Origin of the sequence: Pseudoalteromonas sp. T1lg23B (assembly GCF_002964665.1) — a bacterium.
Lineage (GTDB): Bacteria > Pseudomonadota > Gammaproteobacteria > Enterobacterales > Alteromonadaceae > Pseudoalteromonas.
The window spans coordinates 491,857-509,731 of sequence record NZ_PQBZ01000034.1 but is presented as its reverse complement, the minus strand read 5'-3'; the positions used below and the strand labels follow the sequence as shown (position 1 = coordinate 509,731).

The following is a 17,875-nucleotide window of genomic DNA, read 5'->3' as shown; positions in this document are numbered from 1 at the left end:
TGATTTTAATTTTTTTGGTGGGGTAATTGTACAAATAAACACAACAATGAGCGGTGTGCTATGATCTTATTTTCTTCAACGTTGCACCGCTAAGCAAATGCCATATTTCTTCATGTTGTTCATTGTATATTCTATGCTGGTTGTGTCGATGGCAAGAGCCGAGCACATCAGAGTAGTGACAGAACATTTGGAACCCTATCAGGTACATAAAAAGAACGGCGAATTAGGCGGTTTCATGACTGAGATCGTCAAGGCGATGTTTTCCTTGACTGGTGATAGTTACAACATCGAAGTTATGCCTTGGGCGAGAGCCTATGAAACGGCTTTACATGAGTCAAACGTTTTAATTTATTCTATTGTGCATACTAGGGCACGTGATCAGCGTTTTGAATGGGTTGGTGAAGTGCCTAGAGATACTATTTTTCTATGGGGGCTTAAAAGTCACTTTCCCGAAGAACGTAATTCAATCAGTTCACTTTATTCATTTAAGTACTTTGAAACTGTGGTGATCAGAGGCTCGAATACTGCGCAATATCTACAGTCACATTACTTTAAACATCTTGTCCCTGTCAGTTATGAAGAACAACTCTTAAAGTTGTTAGTACGAGAACGGGTAGCGCTTATTATGGGCACAGAACACTCAATACGAAATCACGCACAAAACGAAAGCGTCGATCCTGCTTCGTTAGTTAAAGTCGTAGAGTTGACAGAATTGAATGTGAGTATAGGCATTGCCTTTAATAAAAAATCCAACCCTTTGCTCATCCAGCGATACAAAGAGGCATTTCAACAACTGGATAGCACAGGAGCACTGCGTCGTATAAAAAGAGACTGGTATGCAAGGCAGTGAATGTCACTTTAAATTTAAAAACAAACGCGCGTTTGACACGCGCCGCTTCAGGTCAATTGCGCAATTTGCTTCTGAATTTTGTCTACAATTGCTTTAATGCCATTACCTCTGGATGGACTGAGGTGTTTAATTAATCCCAGAGACTCAAACTCTTGATAAGCGTCAATCTGTTTCGCTTCTGTAGGCGTTTTTCCATTGTACATAGCCAGTACAATAGCAAGCAGTCCCTTAACAATACGCGTGTCGGAATCGCCAACTAACAGTAGGTTTTGCTGCTGCTCGTCCAATTCAATGTGTAACCACACGTTACTTTCACAGCCAGTGACTTTGGCTTGCTCTGTTTTTAAAACTTCAGGCAAAGCAGGAAGCTGTTTACCAAGCAACATGATTTCACGATAGCTTTGTTGCCAGCCTGATGTGTTAGAGAGTGTGTTATATATTTCTTGATAAGTCACAAATTTTATCCTTCGATCAGTTCAATACTATTTTGTAATGCACTGATAAAACAATCAATATCGTCTTTGTTATTGTAAAAAGCTAAACTAACCCGTATGGTGCCATTTAAATTGAGTGCTTGCATAAGTGGTTGCGTGCAATGATGGCCACTTCTCACGGCAACACCATAACTGTTAAGCAACATCGCCAGATCATAGTGATGCTCTGATTTGTATGAAAAACTCACCGTACCAATGTTATTAACCAAGTCGCCATATAGCCTAACACCTTCAATCACGGATAATTGTTCGACTAAATATACGAATAATGCTTGTTCATATTGATGCATCTGTTGAAAATCGATGGCATTCAAATAATCTAATGCTGCACCAAACCCTAAAACAGCAGAAATGTTCGGCGTACCAGGCTCAAATTTAGCTGGAGCGTCTCGGAATGTGGTTTTTTCAAAACTGACATGTTGGATCATTTCTCCACCCGTTTGGTAAACGGGTAGCGCATTGAGCAACGCGTATTTACCATACAATATGCCCAGCCCTGTAGGGCCAAGTGCTTTGTGTGCAGACAGCACATAAAAATCACAATCCAGCTGACGTAAGTCAGGACGCAAATGCAAAAATGCTTGCGCGCCATCTACCAAGGTAATTGCTCCAAACTGTTTTGCTTGGGCAACAAAAGTTTGTACATCTTGGATATTGCCAAGTGTATTGGATGCATGTGAGCAGGCAAATACCTTTGGCTGCCACTTTTTTATCGTCGCCAATGCTACATCTGGCTCGACAACACCGAGCTCATTAATCGGGATGACTTCTAATCTGGCACCAGTGCGTGCAGCTAACTGCTGCCAAGGAACAATGTTTGCGTGATGTTCAAGCGCGCTGATCAAAATGACATCGCCTGCGTTCAGTTGTGAGGTTAAACCCGCAGCAACTAGATTTATACTCTGTGTTGCACCACTGGTCCAAACACATTCAGTTGCATTTACATTAAGAAAATGGGCCAATTTTTCACGCACGTTTTCGTATTCGGTTGTGGCGATTTCACTTAGAGTGTGTAAACCTCTGTGTACGTTTGCGTTGTTTTTAGTATAAAACAGGTTGATTGCGTCGATCACCGCCTGAGGCTTTTGGCTGGTGGCTCCCGAATCCAAATAGACTAAAGGATGACCTTCGATGGTCTGCTTTAAGGTTGGGAAGTCTTTTCTCAGCTGTGCGATATCACTCATGCAAAGGTCCTTAGCTAAATCGAGCGGCGATTTTAATTAGATTTTACATTAATGCCAATAAAAAAGGCCGCACAAGGCGGCCTTAATATAATAATCGTGTGATTATCTTTTCGATACAGGTGTGTAATCGCGGTTCGTGTAGCCAGTGTATAGCTGACGAGGACGACCAATTTTATGACCTGGCTGAGATAACATTTCATCCCAATGTGAGATCCAACCCACAGTACGTGACATCGCGAAGATAACCGTAAACATGCTGGTAGGAATACCAATCGCTTTCAAGATAATACCTGAGTAGAAATCTACGTTAGGGTATAGCTTTTTCTCAATGAAATATGGGTCTTCTAGTGCGATTTGCTCCAATTTCATTGCCACATCTAATAGCGGATCTTGGATATTTAGCTCTTTAAGAACTTCATGACATGTTTCACGCATTACCGTTGCGCGTGGGTCGAAGTTCTTATAAACACGGTGACCAAAGCCCATCAGACGGAACGGGTCGTTCTTATCTTTTGCTTTAGCAACGTATTCGTCAATGCGATCTACTGAGCCAATTTCTTCTAGCATGTTCAAACAGGCTTCGTTTGCACCTCCGTGAGCAGGTCCCCACAGAGAAGCGATACCAGCAGCAATACACGCGTACGGGTTTGCACCCGAAGAACCCGCTAAACGTACCGTTGAAGTTGATGCATTTTGCTCGTGGTCAGCATGAAGCATGAAGATTTTGTCCATTGCTTTAGCAAGGATAGGGTTAACTTCGTACTTTTCAGCAGGAACAGAGAACATCATATGTAGGAAGTTTTCTGCGTAGCTTAGGTCGTTGCGAGGGTAAACGAATGGTTGACCTACATTGTATTTGTAAGCCATAGCCGCAATTGTCGGAAGCTTAGCAACTAAACGAACCGCACTACGGTGACGTTGATCTGCGTCTGAAATGTCTAAATCGTCGTGGTAGAACGATGACAATGCACCAACTACGCCGCAAAGCATTGCCATTGGGTGAGAGTCAACGCGGAAGCCTTGGAAAAATACCGCGATTTTTTCATGCAACATGGTGTTGCGTGTGATCTCATCTGCAAATTCAGCATGTTGTTCAGCTGTCGGTAACTCACCTTTTAGTAAAAGATAACAAAGTTCGATGTAGTTAGAGTTTTCAGCTAGCTGTTCAATTGGGTAGCCGCGGTGTAACAATACGCCTTTCCCGCCGTCAATGTAGGTGATAGATGACTCGCACGAACCGGTAGACATAAAACCTGGATCATATGTGAAATGGCCGTGAGCACCAAGGGTACGAACATCAATTACATCTTGGCCCGCTGTGCCTGAGTATATCGGTAGTTCGATCGGATCGTGACCTTCAATATGTACTGTGGCTTTCTTATCTGCCATCTATTTATCTCCTATGAAATAACAATTCTGATTGTTATGTTGTGATTCTAATGTTAAGCAAATTCTGATCATTTTAACGTAAAACAGGGGTGCAAAGTCAATTTTTCTGAGAATTATGCAAATATGTATAATAAATATTCTGACCAGTTTAAATATTATACCATTGGCTAATTCGCAAGCGTCTCAATCTAAACAAGAATTGTAAAAGCACTCACGGCCTTATATACTGTCAAAGGTTTTATACCGTATCGTCTGTGGGTAAACCTATTTTTACGAAAAACGGATGAGTCTTTTGGAAAAACAGGTTTATTTAGAGTGTGCCATTTGTGCATGTCGTGCAAATGGGTTTTATAAAAACAAGTAGATGAGCTCCTTTGTGGGCAAGATGGGCAAGTAACTGTGAAAAAGCAAAGACCTGTAAATCTAGATCTTACGACTATATCTATGCCGGCAACGGCTAAAGCGTCGATTCTGCACCGTGTAACTGGTGTCGCATTATTCTTCGCTTTAACTTTTGTCATTTGGGCTTGGTCTGAGTCTCTTTCTTCTCCTGAAGGGTTTGAATTTGTGAAGGGCCTATTTAGCGGCTTTGTTGCAAAGTTCATTGCATGGGGCACCGTCAGTGTATTGGCATATCACCTAATTGGTGGTATCCGTCACATGATCCAAGACATGGGTCACTGGGAAGAATTAGAGTCGGGCAATAGCAGCGCTAAAATTGCAATTGCACTTTCTGTGGTTGTAGCAATTCTAGCAGGAGTGTGGATATGGTCTTAAATCAAGCAACTCTCAAGCGTGACGGCGTACAAGATTACGTTTCATTACGTACAACCGCATTAGTAATTGCAGCTTATGCAGTATTTATTGTTGGTTATTTACTTCTAACACCAGAACTTACATTCGAAGCGTGGCAAGGTTTGTTTTCAAATCTAGCTGTTAAAGCTGCGACAATCGTTACATTAGTGTGCATCATGGTACACACACGTATCGGCTTATGGCAGGTATTAACAGACTATGTAAAGTGCTCAACAATGCGTTCAGTACTTGGCTTCGTATTAAACCTAATGGCTCTTGCTTACGTAGCAATTGGTCTGTTTGTTCTGTGGGGTGTTTAAGTGAAATATAATACTCGTGAATTTGATGCTGTAGTAATCGGTGCCGGTGGTGCTGGTATGCGCGCAGCGCTTGCGATTTCTGAATCTGGTAAAACTTGTGCTTTGATTTCAAAGGTTTTCCCAACGCGTTCTCACACAGTTTCAGCGCAAGGTGGTATCACCGTAGCGCTAGGTAACTCTCATGAGGATAACTGGGAATGGCACATGTACGATACGGTGAAAGGTTCTGACTTTATCGGAGACCAAGACGCTATCGAATACATGTGTCAAACAGGTCCTGAGGCAATCACCGAACTAGAAAACATGGGTCTACCATTTTCTCGTTTCGAGAACGGTCGTGTTTATCAGCGTCCTTTCGGTGGTCAGTCTAAGAATTTTGGTGGTGAACAAGCTGCGCGTACCGCTGCGGCAGCGGACCGTACAGGTCACGCATTGCTTCACTGCCTATACCAGCAGAATGTTAAAAACAAAACTAACGTATTCTCTGAGTGGTATGCATTAGATTTGGTAAAAAATGACAATGGCGATGTAGTAGGTTGTACCGCTATTGATATCGAATCTGGTGAAGTGACTTACTTCAAATCTAAAGCAGTTGTGTTAGCAACTGGTGGTGCTGGTCGTATCTTCGCATCGACGACGAACGCGCACATCAATACTGGTGACGGTGTTGGTATGGCAACTCGTGCTGGTATTGCAATGCAAGATATGGAAATGTGGCAATTCCACCCAACCGGTATCGCGGGTGCAGGTACGCTTGTAACTGAAGGTTGTCGTGGTGAAGGTGGTTACCTACTAAATAAAGATGGTGAACGTTTCATGGAACGTTATGCTCCAAATGCTAAAGATTTAGCATCGCGTGACGTTGTTGCTCGTTCAATGATGACTGAAATTCGTGAAGGTCGTGGTTGTGACGGTCCTTGGGGTCCACACATCAAGCTGAAGCTGGATCACTTAGGTGAAGAGACATTGAACCTACGTCTACCTGGCGTTTGTGACTTGTCTAAGACGTTCGCACACGTTGACCCTGCTAAAGAGCCAATTCCAGTTATTCCAACATGTCACTACATGATGGGTGGCGTACCGACGAACGTTAACGGTCAAGTGTTGAGCGTAGATGAAAATGGTAACGGTAAGCTAGTAGAAGGTTTATTTGCGGTAGGTGAGATTGCGTGTGTATCTGTACATGGTGCAAACCGCTTAGGCGGTAACTCGCTACTTGACCTTGTAGTATTCGGCCGTGCGGCTGGTAACTTCTTGGGTCAATACCTTGCTGATGCGCAAATTTCTAAGCAAGCGTCTAGTGATGATGTTGATGCTGCTTTTGCTCGTTTCAATCGTTGGGAAAACTCAACAAAAGGTCAGGGCGAAGATCCGGTTCAGATCAAGAAAGACCTACAACAGTGCATGCAGCTTAACTTCTCGGTATTCCGTGAAGGTGATTCAATGGCCGAAGGCTTACAGCAGCTTAAAGAGATCCGTGAGCGCTTGCAGCACGCGCGTCTTGATGACAAGTCAACTGAGTTCAACACGCAACGTATCGAGTGTCTAGAACTTGATAACTTGATGGAAACTGCTTATTCAACTGCTGTTGCAGCTAACTTCCGTACAGAAAGTCGTGGCGCTCATTCACGTTTTGATTACCCAGACCGTGATGATGAAAACTGGTTATGCCACACGGTTTATAATCCAGTAACGGAAAGCATGAGCAAGCGTGAAGTTAATTACGCGCCAAAGACTCGTGAAGCATTCCCACCTAAAGCACGTACTTACTAGGAGCACAGCGATGGCAACTTTAGAATTATCTGTTTATCGTTACAATCCTGATGTGGACAACGCGCCACGCATGCAGGATTATAAGCTTGAAGTAGAAGAAGGCCGTGACATGATGGTGTTGGACGCGCTTTTACTTCTAAAAGAGCAAGACCCAACTCTATCTTTCCGTCGTTCATGTCGTGAAGGTGTATGTGGCTCTGATGGTGTAAACATGAATGGCAAAAATGGCCTAGCATGTATTACTCCAATTTCAGCCTTGCAAAAGAATGGTAAAGGCAAAATCATTCTTCGTCCGTTACCTGGTTTGCCAGTAATTCGTGACTTAGTTATTGATATGAGCCAGTTCTATACTCAGTATGAGAAGGTTAAACCTTATCTCATCAATGATAAGCCTACCGGTGGTGAAGAGCGTCTTCAAACAATTGAAGAGCGTGAAGAACTAGACGGCTTATATGAGTGTATTTTATGTGCGTGTTGTTCAACGTCATGTCCTTCGTTCTGGTGGAACCCAGACAAGTTTATTGGTCCTGCTGGTCTTCTTCATGCTTATCGCTTCTTGGCTGATAGCCGCGATACTGCAACAGAAGAGCGTTTGGCTGATCTTGACGATGCGTTCAGCGTATTCCGCTGTCACGGTATCATGAACTGTGTTAGCGTATGTCCAAAAGGCTTGAATCCAACTAAAGCCATTGGTCAGATTAAATCTATGTTGTTAAATCGTTCGGTTTAATACATATTTATATCCTTAGATGGCATGCCTACGCATGCCATCTTGTTATTAATTAAATTTCTGCGCTAGAGAAAAGGGCTAATAAATGCACGAAGGTGTGATGAAGGCATGGCTAGAATCTTCGCATTTGTACGGCGGAAACGTAGCTTATGTAGAAGAGCTTTATGAAGCGTATCTTGACGATGCGACTTCAGTGCCAGAAGAGTGGCGAGAAGTGTTTGATCAACTTCCAAAAGTTGATGGTGTGGATGTAGACGTAAAACATTCACAAGTAAGGCAGCAATTTGCTGATCTTGCTAAAAACAAACATAGAGAAGTAGTGGTTGCAGCAGATAGTACAAGTGATGCAAAACAAGTACGCGTACTGCAATTAATTAATGCATTTAGGTTTAGAGGCCACCAAAACGCCAACCTAGACCCACTTGGTCTGTGGAAGCGTGAGCGAGTTCGCGATTTAGAACTTGACTATCACGAGCTAACCGATGCGGATTTAGAAAAAGAATATAACGTTGGCTCTTTTGCTTGTGGCAAAGAGACAATGAAGCTTAAAGATTTATACTCAGCATTGAAAACCACCTATTGTGGTTCTGTTGGCGCCGAGTATATGCACATCACTTCTACAGAAGAAAAACGTTGGTTACAGCAGCGCCTAGAGTCAACCTTCTCAAAGCCTCAATTTAGCAAAGAAACTAAACTACGTATTCTCAAAGGCCTTACAGCGGCTGATGGCTTAGAAAAATACCTTGGAGCAAAATTCCCAGGTGCTAAGCGCTTCTCGCTAGAAGGGGGAGATGCATTAGTACCAATGCTTAAAGAACTGATTCACCGTGCAGGTGAAAGTGGTCAACAAGAAGCGGTTATTGGCATGGCCCACCGTGGTCGTCTTAATGTGCTTGTTAACGTATTGGGTAAGAATCCTCAGGTACTTTTCGACGAGTTCGCGGGTAAATATGGCGAATTAGCAGGCTCTGGTGACGTGAAATATCACATGGGTTACTCGTCTGACTTTGCTACTAAAGGTGGCGATGTTCACATGGCGTTGGCATTTAACCCGTCACACCTTGAGATTGTTAATCCTGTAGTTATGGGCTCAGTAAGAGCACGTCTTGACCGTTTAGGCTGTAAGACAGGTTCTAAAGCGTTACCAATTACTATTCACGGTGACTCAGCAATCGCTGGTCAAGGTGTTGTACAAGAAACGTTTAACTTGTCACAAACCCGCGCATTCGGTGTAGGTGGCACAGTACGTATCGTGGTAAACAACCAAGTTGGTTTTACAACATCAAAACAAGAAGATGTGCGTTCTACAGATTACTGTACTGACATTGCTAAAATGGTTCAGGCGCCAATCTTCCATGTTAATTCGGATGACCCAGAAGCAGTCGCATTTGTGACGCAAATTGCACTTGATTTCCGTAATCAGTTCCGTCGTGATGTGGTGATTGATTTAGTGTGTTATCGCCGTCATGGTCATAATGAAGCTGATGAGCCAAATGCAACACAGCCGTTAATGTACCAGAAAATCAAGAAGCACCCTGTGCCACGCCAGATCTATGCAGATCAATTGGTATCAGAAGGTGTTATCAGTGCGGATGATGTTAAAGCTTTAACAGAAATGTATCGTAATGGCCTAGACAAAGGCATGTGTGTGGTTGAGGAAATTAAGCCAGATACAAAACATTCATCGGACTGGTCTAAATTTGTCGGTCATGATTGGGATGTTGCTTACGATCCAAAACTGTCAGTTGAAAAGTTAAAGCAATTAGCTGATAAAGTATCGTCGTATCCAGAAGAGCACAAAGCACAGTCTCGCGTTAAGAAGATTTACGATGATCGTCAAGCAATGGCGAAAGGCGAGAAGCAACTAGACTGGGGTATGGCTGAAACGCTTGCCTATGCAACGCTAGTTGATGAAGGTGTAGATATTCGTATGACAGGTCAGGACTCTGGTCGTGGTACTTTCTTCCACCGTCATGCTGTTGTTCACAATCAAAAAGATGCGTCGACTTACCTGCCATTGCAAAATATCAGCGAGCAGCAAGGGTCGTTTGAAGTTTATGACTCAGTGTTGTCAGAAGAAGCTGTATTAGCGTTTGAATATGGTTACGCGACTGCAGAGCCTACCTCATTAGTACTTTGGGAAGCGCAGTTTGGTGACTTCGCCAACGGTGCTCAAGTAGTATTCGACCAATTTTTGAGTTCAGGTGAACAAAAGTGGGGTCGTTTATGCGGTCTAACTATGTTACTACCTCATGGTTATGAGGGCCAAGGACCTGAGCACAGTTCAGCGCGCTTAGAGCGTTATTTACAATTGTGTGCTGACCACAATATGCAGGTTTGTGTGCCATCAACACCCGCACAAGTTTATGCAATGTTGCGTCGCCAGTCGGTTCGTCCACTGCGTCGCCCGTTGATTGTTATGACGCCTAAATCGTTACTACGTCACCCGTTAGCTGTATCTTCACTCGAAGAGTTAGCGGAAGGTGTATTCCACAACATGATCGATGAAATTGATGACATCGATCCGGCAAATGTAAAGCGTGTGGTTTTCTGTAGCGGTAAAGTCTATTACGAGCTGTTGCAAGAGCGCCGTAAACAAGAACTGGATAATGTTGCGATTGTACGTGTAGAGCAGTTATACCCATTCCCACATCAGGAAATGGATGAAATTATGGCGCGTTACCAGCACGTTAAAGATTTTGTCTGGTGTCAAGAAGAACCGCAAAACCAAGGTGCTTGGTATTGTTCGCAGCACCATTTCTGGGATGCGATTCCAGCAGGGGCGAACCTAACATATGCTGGCCGTAAAGCATCGGCAGCACCAGCGTGTGGCTACATGTCAACACATACCAAAGAACAAAACGCGTTAGTTGCTGACGCATTAACAATTAAGAAATAAGGGATAAGAGATGACAACCGAAATTAAGGTTCCTGTTCTTCCTGAGTCAGTTGCAGATGCTACAGTAGCAACTTGGCACGTTAGCGTTGGTGATACTGTAACTCGTGACCAAAACCTTGTTGATATCGAAACTGACAAGGTCGTATTAGAAGTTGTAGCTCCTGAAGATGGCGTGATCACTGAGATCAAAGAAACAGATGGTGCAACAGTTCTGGGTGAACAAGTTATCGCAATTTTAGGTGCGGCAGATGCGAAAGCAAGCGCACCAGCTCAATCAAATGAACAACCAGCAGCGTCATCATCGGCGCCAGCAGCAGAAGGTAAAGAAGTGGACATTAAAGTACCTGTACTTCCAGAGTCAGTAGCAGACGCTACAATCGCAACTTGGCATGTTCAACCAGGTGAAGCGGTAAGCCGCGATCAAAATCTGGTAGATATCGAAACTGATAAAGTAGTATTAGAAGTTGTTGCACCAGAAGATGGTGTAATGGGTGAACATCTACACGCAGAGGGTGACACTGTACTTGGTGAGCAAGTGATCGGTAAGCTCAAAGCAGGCGCTGCTCCAGCTGCATCTTCAGGCGAAAAAGCGGAAGCTAAATCAGAAGCTCCAGCTTCTTCAGATGAGAACTCAGATGTGTTAACACCATCTGTACGTCGTCTTATCGCTGAGAAAGGCTTAGATGCTTCTAAAATTAAAGGTTCAGGTAAAGGCGGTCGCATCACTAAAGAAGATGTTGACGCGTTCTTGAAAGCACCAGCAGCTAAGCCTGCAGCTGCAACCGCATCTGCACCAGCAGCGCCAATGGGTGATCGTACACAAAAACGTGTTCCAATGACTCGCCTGCGTAAGACAATTGCAAACCGTCTACTTGAAGCTAAAAACTCAACAGCGATGTTGACGACGTTCAACGAAGTGAACATGAAACCAATCATGGACCTTCGTAAGCAGTATCAAGAAGTATTTGAAAAGCGTCACGGTATTCGTTTAGGTTTCATGTCTTTCTATGTGAAAGCGGTGACTGAAGCACTTAAACGTTTCCCTGAAGTTAATGCATCAATTGACGGCGATGACATTGTTTATCACAACTACTTCGATATCAGCATCGCGGTATCTACACCACGTGGTCTAGTAACACCAGTATTACGTGACTGTGACAAGCTATCAGTTGCTGAGATTGAAAAAGGTATCCGTGAGCTAGCGCTTAAAGGTCGTGACGGTAAACTAACAGTAGAAGACATGACTGGCGGTAACTTCACTATCACCAATGGTGGTGTGTTTGGTTCATTGCTTTCAACGCCAATCATCAACTTACCTCAGTCTTCAATCTTAGGTATGCATAAAATCCAAGACCGCCCAATGGCTGTTAACGGTAAAGTAGAAATCTTACCTATGATGTATTTGGCATTAAGCTACGACCACCGTCAAATTGATGGTAAAGAGTCAGTAGGTTTCTTAGTGACAATTAAAGAGCTATTAGAAGATCCTACGCGTCTATTACTAGACGTATAATCATAATTGATTAGATATTAAGCTGTATGTTCGTTCATACAGCTTTTTTTTTGCGCCTTTGGTCTAACTAGGGTTTTCATCGTAAGCCTTGGGATCTATACTAGGAGCGCAATTTGGGATAGCTGATTATTTGCATAAATATTCAGCTTTTTTAGTATAAGAAATTGGATAAAGCATCATGAATTTGCATGAGTATCAGGCAAAACAACTATTTGCCGACTATGGTTTGCCAGTATCTGAGGGTTTCGCTTGTGATACACCTCAAGAAGCGGTAGAAGCAGCTGCTAAAATCGGCGGCGACAAATGGGTAGTTAAATGTCAAGTACACGCCGGTGGCCGTGGTAAAGCGGGCGGTGTTAAGCTTGCCGATAGCAAAGAAGAAATTCGCGCATTCGCTGAAAACTGGTTAGGTAAGAACTTAGTAACTTACCAAACAGACGAAAAAGGCCAGCCAGTAGCTAAAATCTTAGTTGAGAGCTGCACAGACATCGCGAACGAATTATACCTAGGTGCTGTAGTAGACCGTGCAACTCGCAAAGTCGTTTTCATGGCATCTACTGAAGGTGGTGTTGAAATCGAAACTGTTGCAGAAGAAACACCAGAGCTAATTCATAAAGCTGAAATTGATCCACTAGTTGGCCCACAGCCTTACCAAGGTCGTGAGTTAGGCTTCAAACTAGGTCTAAACCCAGCACAGATTAAACAGTTTGTTAAGATCTTCATGGGTCTTGCAACGATGTTTAACGACCACGATTTCGCACTATTAGAGATCAATCCTCTAGTAATCACTGATCAAGGCAACCTTCACTGTCTTGACGGTAAAATCGGTGTAGACGGCAACGCATTGTTCCGTCAGCCTAAGATCCGTGAATTCCACGACCCTTCGCAAGAAGATGCGCGTGAAGCTCACGCAGCAAGCTTCGAGCTTAACTATGTTGCTCTAGACGGTAACGTAGGTTGTATGGTTAACGGTGCAGGCCTAGCGATGGGTACTATGGACATCGTAAACCTACACGGCGGTAAGCCAGCTAACTTCCTAGATGTTGGTGGCGGCGCGACTAAAGAGCGTGTAGCTGAAGCATTTAAGATCATCCTTTCTGATGACAATGTTAAAGCAGTACTTGTTAACATCTTCGGTGGTATCGTTCGTTGTGACATGATCGCAGAAGGTATCATTGGTGCGGTTAAAGAAGTAGGCGTTCAAGTACCAGTAGTTGTACGTTTAGAAGGTACTAATGCTGAACTAGGTCGTGAAGTTCTAGCTAACTCTGACCTTGACATTATCGCTGCAGAATCACTAACAGATGCTGCTGAGAAAGTTGTTGCTGCTGCGGAGGGCAAATAATGTCTGTATTAATTAATAAAGATACTAAAGTAATCTGTCAGGGTTTCACTGGCGGTCAAGGTACTTTCCACTCTGAGCAAGCTATCCAGTACGGCACGCAAATGGTTGGTGGTGTATCTCCAGGTAAAGGTGGTCAAACTCACCTTGGTCTTCCTGTATTCAACACTGTACGTGAAGCAGTAGAAGCAACTGGCGCAACAGCATCAGTTATCTACGTACCAGCACCTTTCTGTAAAGATGCAATCTTAGAAGCCATCGATGCGGGTATCGAGCTTATCGTTTGTATCACTGAAGGTATCCCAACACTAGACATGGTTGACGTGAAAGTTAAGCTAGACCAAACTGGTGTTCGTATGATCGGTCCTAACTGCCCAGGTGTTATCACTCCGGGTGAAACTAAGATTGGTATCATGCCTGGTCACATCCATAAGCCTGGTAAAGTAGGTATCGTTTCTCGCTCTGGTACTTTAACGTACGAAGCGGTTAAGCAAACTACTGATGCAGGTTTCGGTCAGTCGACTTGTGTTGGTATCGGTGGTGACCCAATCCCTGGTACTAACTTCATCGACGTACTAGAGATGTTCCAAAACGATCCTCAAACTGAAGCAATCGTAATGATTGGTGAGATCGGTGGTACAGCTGAAGAAGAAGCAGCAGAGTATATCAAGCACAACGTAACTAAGCCTGTAGTATCTTACATTGCTGGTGTAACTGCACCTGCTGGTAAGCGTATGGGTCACGCTGGTGCTATCATCGCAGGCGGTAAAGGTACTGCTGATGAGAAATTCGCAGCACTTGAAGCGGCAGGCGTTAAGACTGTTCGTTCACTTGCTGACATCGGTTCTGCACTTAAAGAGAAAGCGGGTTGGTAATCACCATCTAACTTTTTAAAGTGAGTATTAAATGCCAGTCCTTGTGACTGGCATTTTTGTTTTTATATACCTGTTCTTCTAAGCCCCATATTTCCCCTTTATTTAATCTTACTCAATTAACTAATAGGTAAGCAGGTTAGAGATCCTAGGTTTCGATCTTGCACATATTTTGATCTTGCAGTTTATGTCCTAACAATTATACTGTTTATATATACAGTATAGTTGTTTTTTGTATGAAATGAGCAAAATAATTGATTTATTACAACATCGGCAGTGGGTATGGCAGGGGAGTAGCCAAGTTCTTAAGTCTTCAGAGCGTATCAGTACGGGTATTCCATTATTAGATACTAAGCTACAAGGTGGTTTACCTAAGCAAGGAATGATTGAGATTCAGGCAGACAGTGGGATTGGAGAATTACAGATTTGGTTGTCTTATTTGCAGCAGCATCCACATCTGATTGTATTTATCAACCCTCCAGGAAGCGTTAATGCGCACCATTTTTATCATCTCGGGTTCGATCACAAACAGTTATTAATCATCAAGACGGATTCTGCAATTGATGCATTATGGGCTGCGGAGCAATGTTTGAAAAGTAGTGGATGTGGCAATGTGCTACTGTGGCATAACTCGTTAAGCATTTCTCAGGCAAAGCGTTTACAGTTGGCATCAGAACAGGGAACGAGCACTTTGTTCTTATACAGGCCAGTGTGTGAACAGCAATTTTCGCTACCAGTTTCACTGTGTTTACAGCTGACAGGGCACCCACAAGGTATTGCTATTCAAGTTAAAAAGCAAAAGGGAGGTTGGCCTCAGAAAAGCTTTATTCTGAGTTTGGCCGATTATTGGCCGCAATTAGTAGTAAAGCAAGGAGAAGCAAACAATGTGGCAGTGTTCCCTATGCCCATACGGTATGCAAAATGACACTTTGGTTATACCTACATTTTAAACACCTACAGCTGGACAGCCTAACATTATCTCATAAGGGTGAACCTGTGGTCATTGTGAATGGCAGCAGCAATAGAGTGGTACAGGTGTGCACATTAGCAAAGCAGTCAGGCATCACTGTAGGAATGGGTCTAGCCAGTGCTGCCTGCCTATCTGAGCATCTACAAGTAGTCGCCTATGATGCACAAGCTGAGCAGACGCGGTTGCAAGAGATTGCGCAGTGGTTGTATCTAGCGACAGCAGATATTAGCTTGTTTCCACCAGATGGTATTTTGCTTAAGGTGAGTAACATGCTGTCTTTATATCAGGATTTGGCGACCTACTGGCAGCACATACAAGCACATCTATCACATTTAGAGCTTAATTATCACTATGCTACTGGCTACTCGGCATTGGCCGCAAGGCTACTTGCAAGAGGGCGAGTAGATATCATAACGGACGATGCCGCTTTGCTACAAAGTAGCATAAACGGTTTTGACTTATTACAAACAGACTTGTCTGAACAGATTTGTGAGCAGTTAAAGAGAGTTAGAATCAGTAAACTATCGCAATTGCTGTGTATTCCAGTCAGTGAGCTGGCGAAACGCTTTGATATTGAGCTGGTGCATTATGTGGGTCGTTTACAAGGGCAACTAAAATATCCTTTAATATTCTATGTACCCGAGGAGCAGTTTTCCCGCCATCTTACATTATTGTTTGAGCTTGAAAATTTACAATGGCTCACGAAGCCGATGGCAAAGCTACTCAAGCAGCTAGAGTTGTTTTTACAGCAACGAAATAAACTGGCTCAGCAAGTATTATTAACGTTGCAATTGCGAGACGCCGAGCCGGTATCGATACAAGTCGCTATCTCTTCAGGAGAGAGCCGTGCTCATGCATGGCAGTCCTTAATCGAATTAAAGCTTTCCAATATATCACTTAATGCGCCCATTCAGGCAATTACTATATCTGCGGATTACTTGTTGGATAATCAATATGCAAATAACGAGTTATTTCAAAGCCAGCAAGGACAATCAGAAATACCCGCGTTAATTGCCAAGTTACAAGCGAAATTAGGCGGACGCTGTGTACAAGGAGTTGCCGTTGACTCGGATCATCGACCTGAGCGGGCATTTCACTTTGTTGATCCTTCACATGCATATATTAAACAAAAACGCATAACAGGCTTACAACGGCCCAGCATGTTATTACCTGAGGTTATTCCATTACAGGAAAAAGTGACTATCTATTTTGGACCTGAGCGGATCTGCACAGGCTGGTGGGATAACCAAGCGGTGGCTAGAGATTATTATATCGCTCGAAACGAGCAGGGGAAGTGGTTATGGGTCTACAAAGAGCCATCACAGCAATGGTTTGTGCAAGGGATATTTTGCTAGTGAATGCGGCTGCACCATAGGGCAGCCGCATAAAAGGTTAGTTTACTTTTCTAAAACTTCTGTAACTTTGAAAAGCATCACCCTCTGAGTTAAATGAATCTTGAAATAGATAGTAGTCACCATCGGCATACAATAGCTTGAGGTTACGGTAGTATAAAGAGACATGATCCTCATTATCTTGAGCCATTTGTTCACACTCAGCAATGGTATTGTAATGATGACAACCATCCACAAAGGTAACACTGTCATCTTGCTCCCAACGGCTTGGCAGCTCAGTTTCTCGATTTTCTGCATATCGAATTGTTACTTTGTCATAGCCTAAGTTGTAAGAGCTGGTTGATGAACCCGTAGAGATGAAAGTCCCCATACTGTCTTCCATATTAAACTCTTGTACAGCAATGAAAGGTCTGATATCAAATTTACTTTCATACTGATCCGCATAAGGCTCAGTGATGCCTGTTAAACCATTTGGTAATTTATAGAAGTGTCTTTGTGTTGTTTTACCATCATAGGAAATATTTATTGATGTTTCTGTCAACTCATAGGTAAACTCTTTGGTTTCTTGGGCTGAATGGTCAGCTAATTCGATGGTGAATGAACCTGTATTTTCGCTGGTGAGCGTAAAGGTGCCGCTGCCACTATGGTAATGAGTTCCATTGAGTTCTACATGAGTACTAGGATCTCTTAGCAGTATGCGGCCTGTATAGGTTTGGCCCACTTCAATACTGGGTCTAGCTATTTTCTCGATTTTTTTAAACTTTTCAGCATAAACAGAAGTATATTGTTGGTCTAAAAAGTTAGCTAGAAGTGGGAGTGCTCTTTTTTGAGTTTCTGAAAGGTCCGCTTCATAGTGGTGCGTTACGCTGTAAAACAAAGTATCGTTAAACACCCCCAGCACTTTGATTTTACTAAATTTGACACTTAAATTGGGACAGTTAAAAGTAAAAGGGTTTTCAATCCTCCAACAGTAACTAGTGGTAACTGGAGATATCGGTGTAAATTCTGCTGTTTCGCTATTATAAGAAGCTGTAACACTTACATTGTAGTCATATGGACTGTACTCCAGATGAGATAAAAGAGGAAGCGCTACCGCCACATGAATATTTGATTGTTCATTGCTATCTAAATCAATGTGGCCACCAGAGAACCAGGTATCATTACTAAACGTTGGAGTAAAAGAAAAGCTTTCAGTTATAGCTTTGTTGACTGGGCTAAAATTAAAAGCTTGCTTCTGGTCATTTACGTTTGCCACAAGTCGCAGTTTAGTATCACTTTTCGCAATGACTTCAAATTGTCTGGTGTCCTCTACCGTCGAGTAATCATATTCGTTCAATAAACCTAGATTAATACCATCAGACAATTGATAATTGACCATGTACTTTTTGTCAC

The 17,875-nt window shown here is 43.1% G+C and carries 15 protein-coding genes; 11 read left to right on the top strand and 4 right to left on the bottom strand.

Translation table 11 applies throughout. From position 1 onward, the window contains the following. Positions 1-112 precede the first annotated feature (112 nt). On the top strand, positions 113-850 hold the full coding sequence (locus tag C2M32_RS10680) for a substrate-binding periplasmic protein (RefSeq protein ID WP_158678203.1): 738 nt from the start codon (positions 113-115) through the stop codon (positions 848-850). Positions 851-897: 47 nt separating this feature from the next. Here C2M32_RS10680 and C2M32_RS10675 read toward each other — a convergent pair whose 3' ends face one another. The 3 genes from C2M32_RS10675 to C2M32_RS10665 all read right to left on the bottom strand — a co-directional run bounded on the left by C2M32_RS10675 (position 898) and on the right by C2M32_RS10665 (position 3,917). Beyond that, on the bottom strand, positions 898-1,305 hold the full coding sequence (locus C2M32_RS10675; RefSeq protein WP_267894528.1) for a SufE family protein: 408 nt from the start codon (positions 1,303-1,305) through the stop codon (positions 898-900). 5 nt (positions 1,306-1,310) lie between these two features. Beyond that, a complete protein-coding gene (locus C2M32_RS10670; RefSeq protein WP_105168414.1) occupies positions 1,311-2,528 on the bottom strand; it encodes an aminotransferase class V-fold PLP-dependent enzyme in 1,218 nt (405 codons plus the stop codon). 102 nt (positions 2,529-2,630) lie between these two features. Continuing rightward, positions 2,631-3,917: a citrate synthase gene (locus C2M32_RS10665; protein ID WP_105168413.1), complete on the bottom strand. Its 1,287-nt coding sequence runs from the start codon at positions 3,915-3,917 to the stop codon at positions 2,631-2,633. 399 nt (positions 3,918-4,316) lie between these two features. Here C2M32_RS10665 and sdhC point away from each other — a divergent pair, with 399 nt between their 5' ends. The 10 genes from sdhC to C2M32_RS10615 all read left to right on the top strand — a co-directional run bounded on the left by sdhC (position 4,317) and on the right by C2M32_RS10615 (position 16,486). Further along, entirely contained in the window at positions 4,317-4,694 is a 378-nt protein-coding gene (gene sdhC, locus C2M32_RS10660) for a succinate dehydrogenase, cytochrome b556 subunit (protein ID WP_105168412.1), read from the top strand. After that, positions 4,685-5,032, top strand: coding sequence for a succinate dehydrogenase, hydrophobic membrane anchor protein (sdhD, locus tag C2M32_RS10655; RefSeq protein ID WP_070990766.1), 348 nt, complete (start codon positions 4,685-4,687; stop codon positions 5,030-5,032). The genes sdhC and sdhD overlap by 10 nt, the downstream gene beginning before the upstream one ends. Next, entirely contained in the window at positions 5,033-6,805 is a 1,773-nt protein-coding gene (gene sdhA, locus C2M32_RS10650; RefSeq protein WP_105168411.1) for a succinate dehydrogenase flavoprotein subunit, read from the top strand. It begins immediately after the preceding gene. Between the two features lie 10 nt (positions 6,806-6,815). After that, the gene (locus tag C2M32_RS10645) at positions 6,816-7,535 is read left to right on the top strand and encodes a succinate dehydrogenase iron-sulfur subunit (protein ID WP_070985309.1); all 720 of its coding nucleotides are present in this window, start codon (positions 6,816-6,818) and stop codon (positions 7,533-7,535) included. Positions 7,536-7,620: 85 nt separating this feature from the next. Continuing rightward, positions 7,621-10,434: a 2-oxoglutarate dehydrogenase E1 component gene (locus C2M32_RS10640; RefSeq protein WP_105168410.1), complete on the top strand. Its 2,814-nt coding sequence runs from the start codon at positions 7,621-7,623 to the stop codon at positions 10,432-10,434. A 10-nt stretch (positions 10,435-10,444) separates the two neighbouring features. Next, the gene (gene odhB, locus C2M32_RS10635) at positions 10,445-11,947 is read left to right on the top strand and encodes a 2-oxoglutarate dehydrogenase complex dihydrolipoyllysine-residue succinyltransferase (RefSeq protein ID WP_105168409.1); all 1,503 of its coding nucleotides are present in this window, start codon (positions 10,445-10,447) and stop codon (positions 11,945-11,947) included. 178 nt (positions 11,948-12,125) lie between these two features. Next, positions 12,126-13,292 (top strand): ADP-forming succinate--CoA ligase subunit beta, encoded by a 1,167-nt coding sequence (gene sucC / locus C2M32_RS10630; RefSeq protein WP_105168408.1) that lies wholly within the window; start codon positions 12,126-12,128, stop codon positions 13,290-13,292. Continuing rightward, positions 13,292-14,164, top strand: coding sequence for a succinate--CoA ligase subunit alpha (sucD, locus tag C2M32_RS10625; protein ID WP_105168407.1), 873 nt, complete (start codon positions 13,292-13,294; stop codon positions 14,162-14,164). The genes sucC and sucD overlap by 1 nt, the downstream gene beginning before the upstream one ends. Before the next feature lie 238 nt (positions 14,165-14,402). Next, positions 14,403-15,086: a translesion DNA synthesis-associated protein ImuA gene (imuA, locus tag C2M32_RS10620; protein ID WP_105168406.1), complete on the top strand. Its 684-nt coding sequence runs from the start codon at positions 14,403-14,405 to the stop codon at positions 15,084-15,086. After that, on the top strand, positions 15,083-16,486 hold the full coding sequence (locus C2M32_RS10615) for a Y-family DNA polymerase (protein WP_105168405.1): 1,404 nt from the start codon (positions 15,083-15,085) through the stop codon (positions 16,484-16,486). The genes imuA and C2M32_RS10615 overlap by 4 nt, the downstream gene beginning before the upstream one ends. A gap of 37 nt (positions 16,487-16,523) precedes the next feature. Here the strand turns inward: C2M32_RS10615 and C2M32_RS10610 are convergent, their stop codons facing one another. Further along, the gene (locus tag C2M32_RS10610; RefSeq protein ID WP_105168404.1) at positions 16,524-17,861 is read right to left on the bottom strand and encodes a hypothetical protein; all 1,338 of its coding nucleotides are present in this window, start codon (positions 17,859-17,861) and stop codon (positions 16,524-16,526) included. Positions 17,862-17,875: the final 14 nt, after the last annotated feature.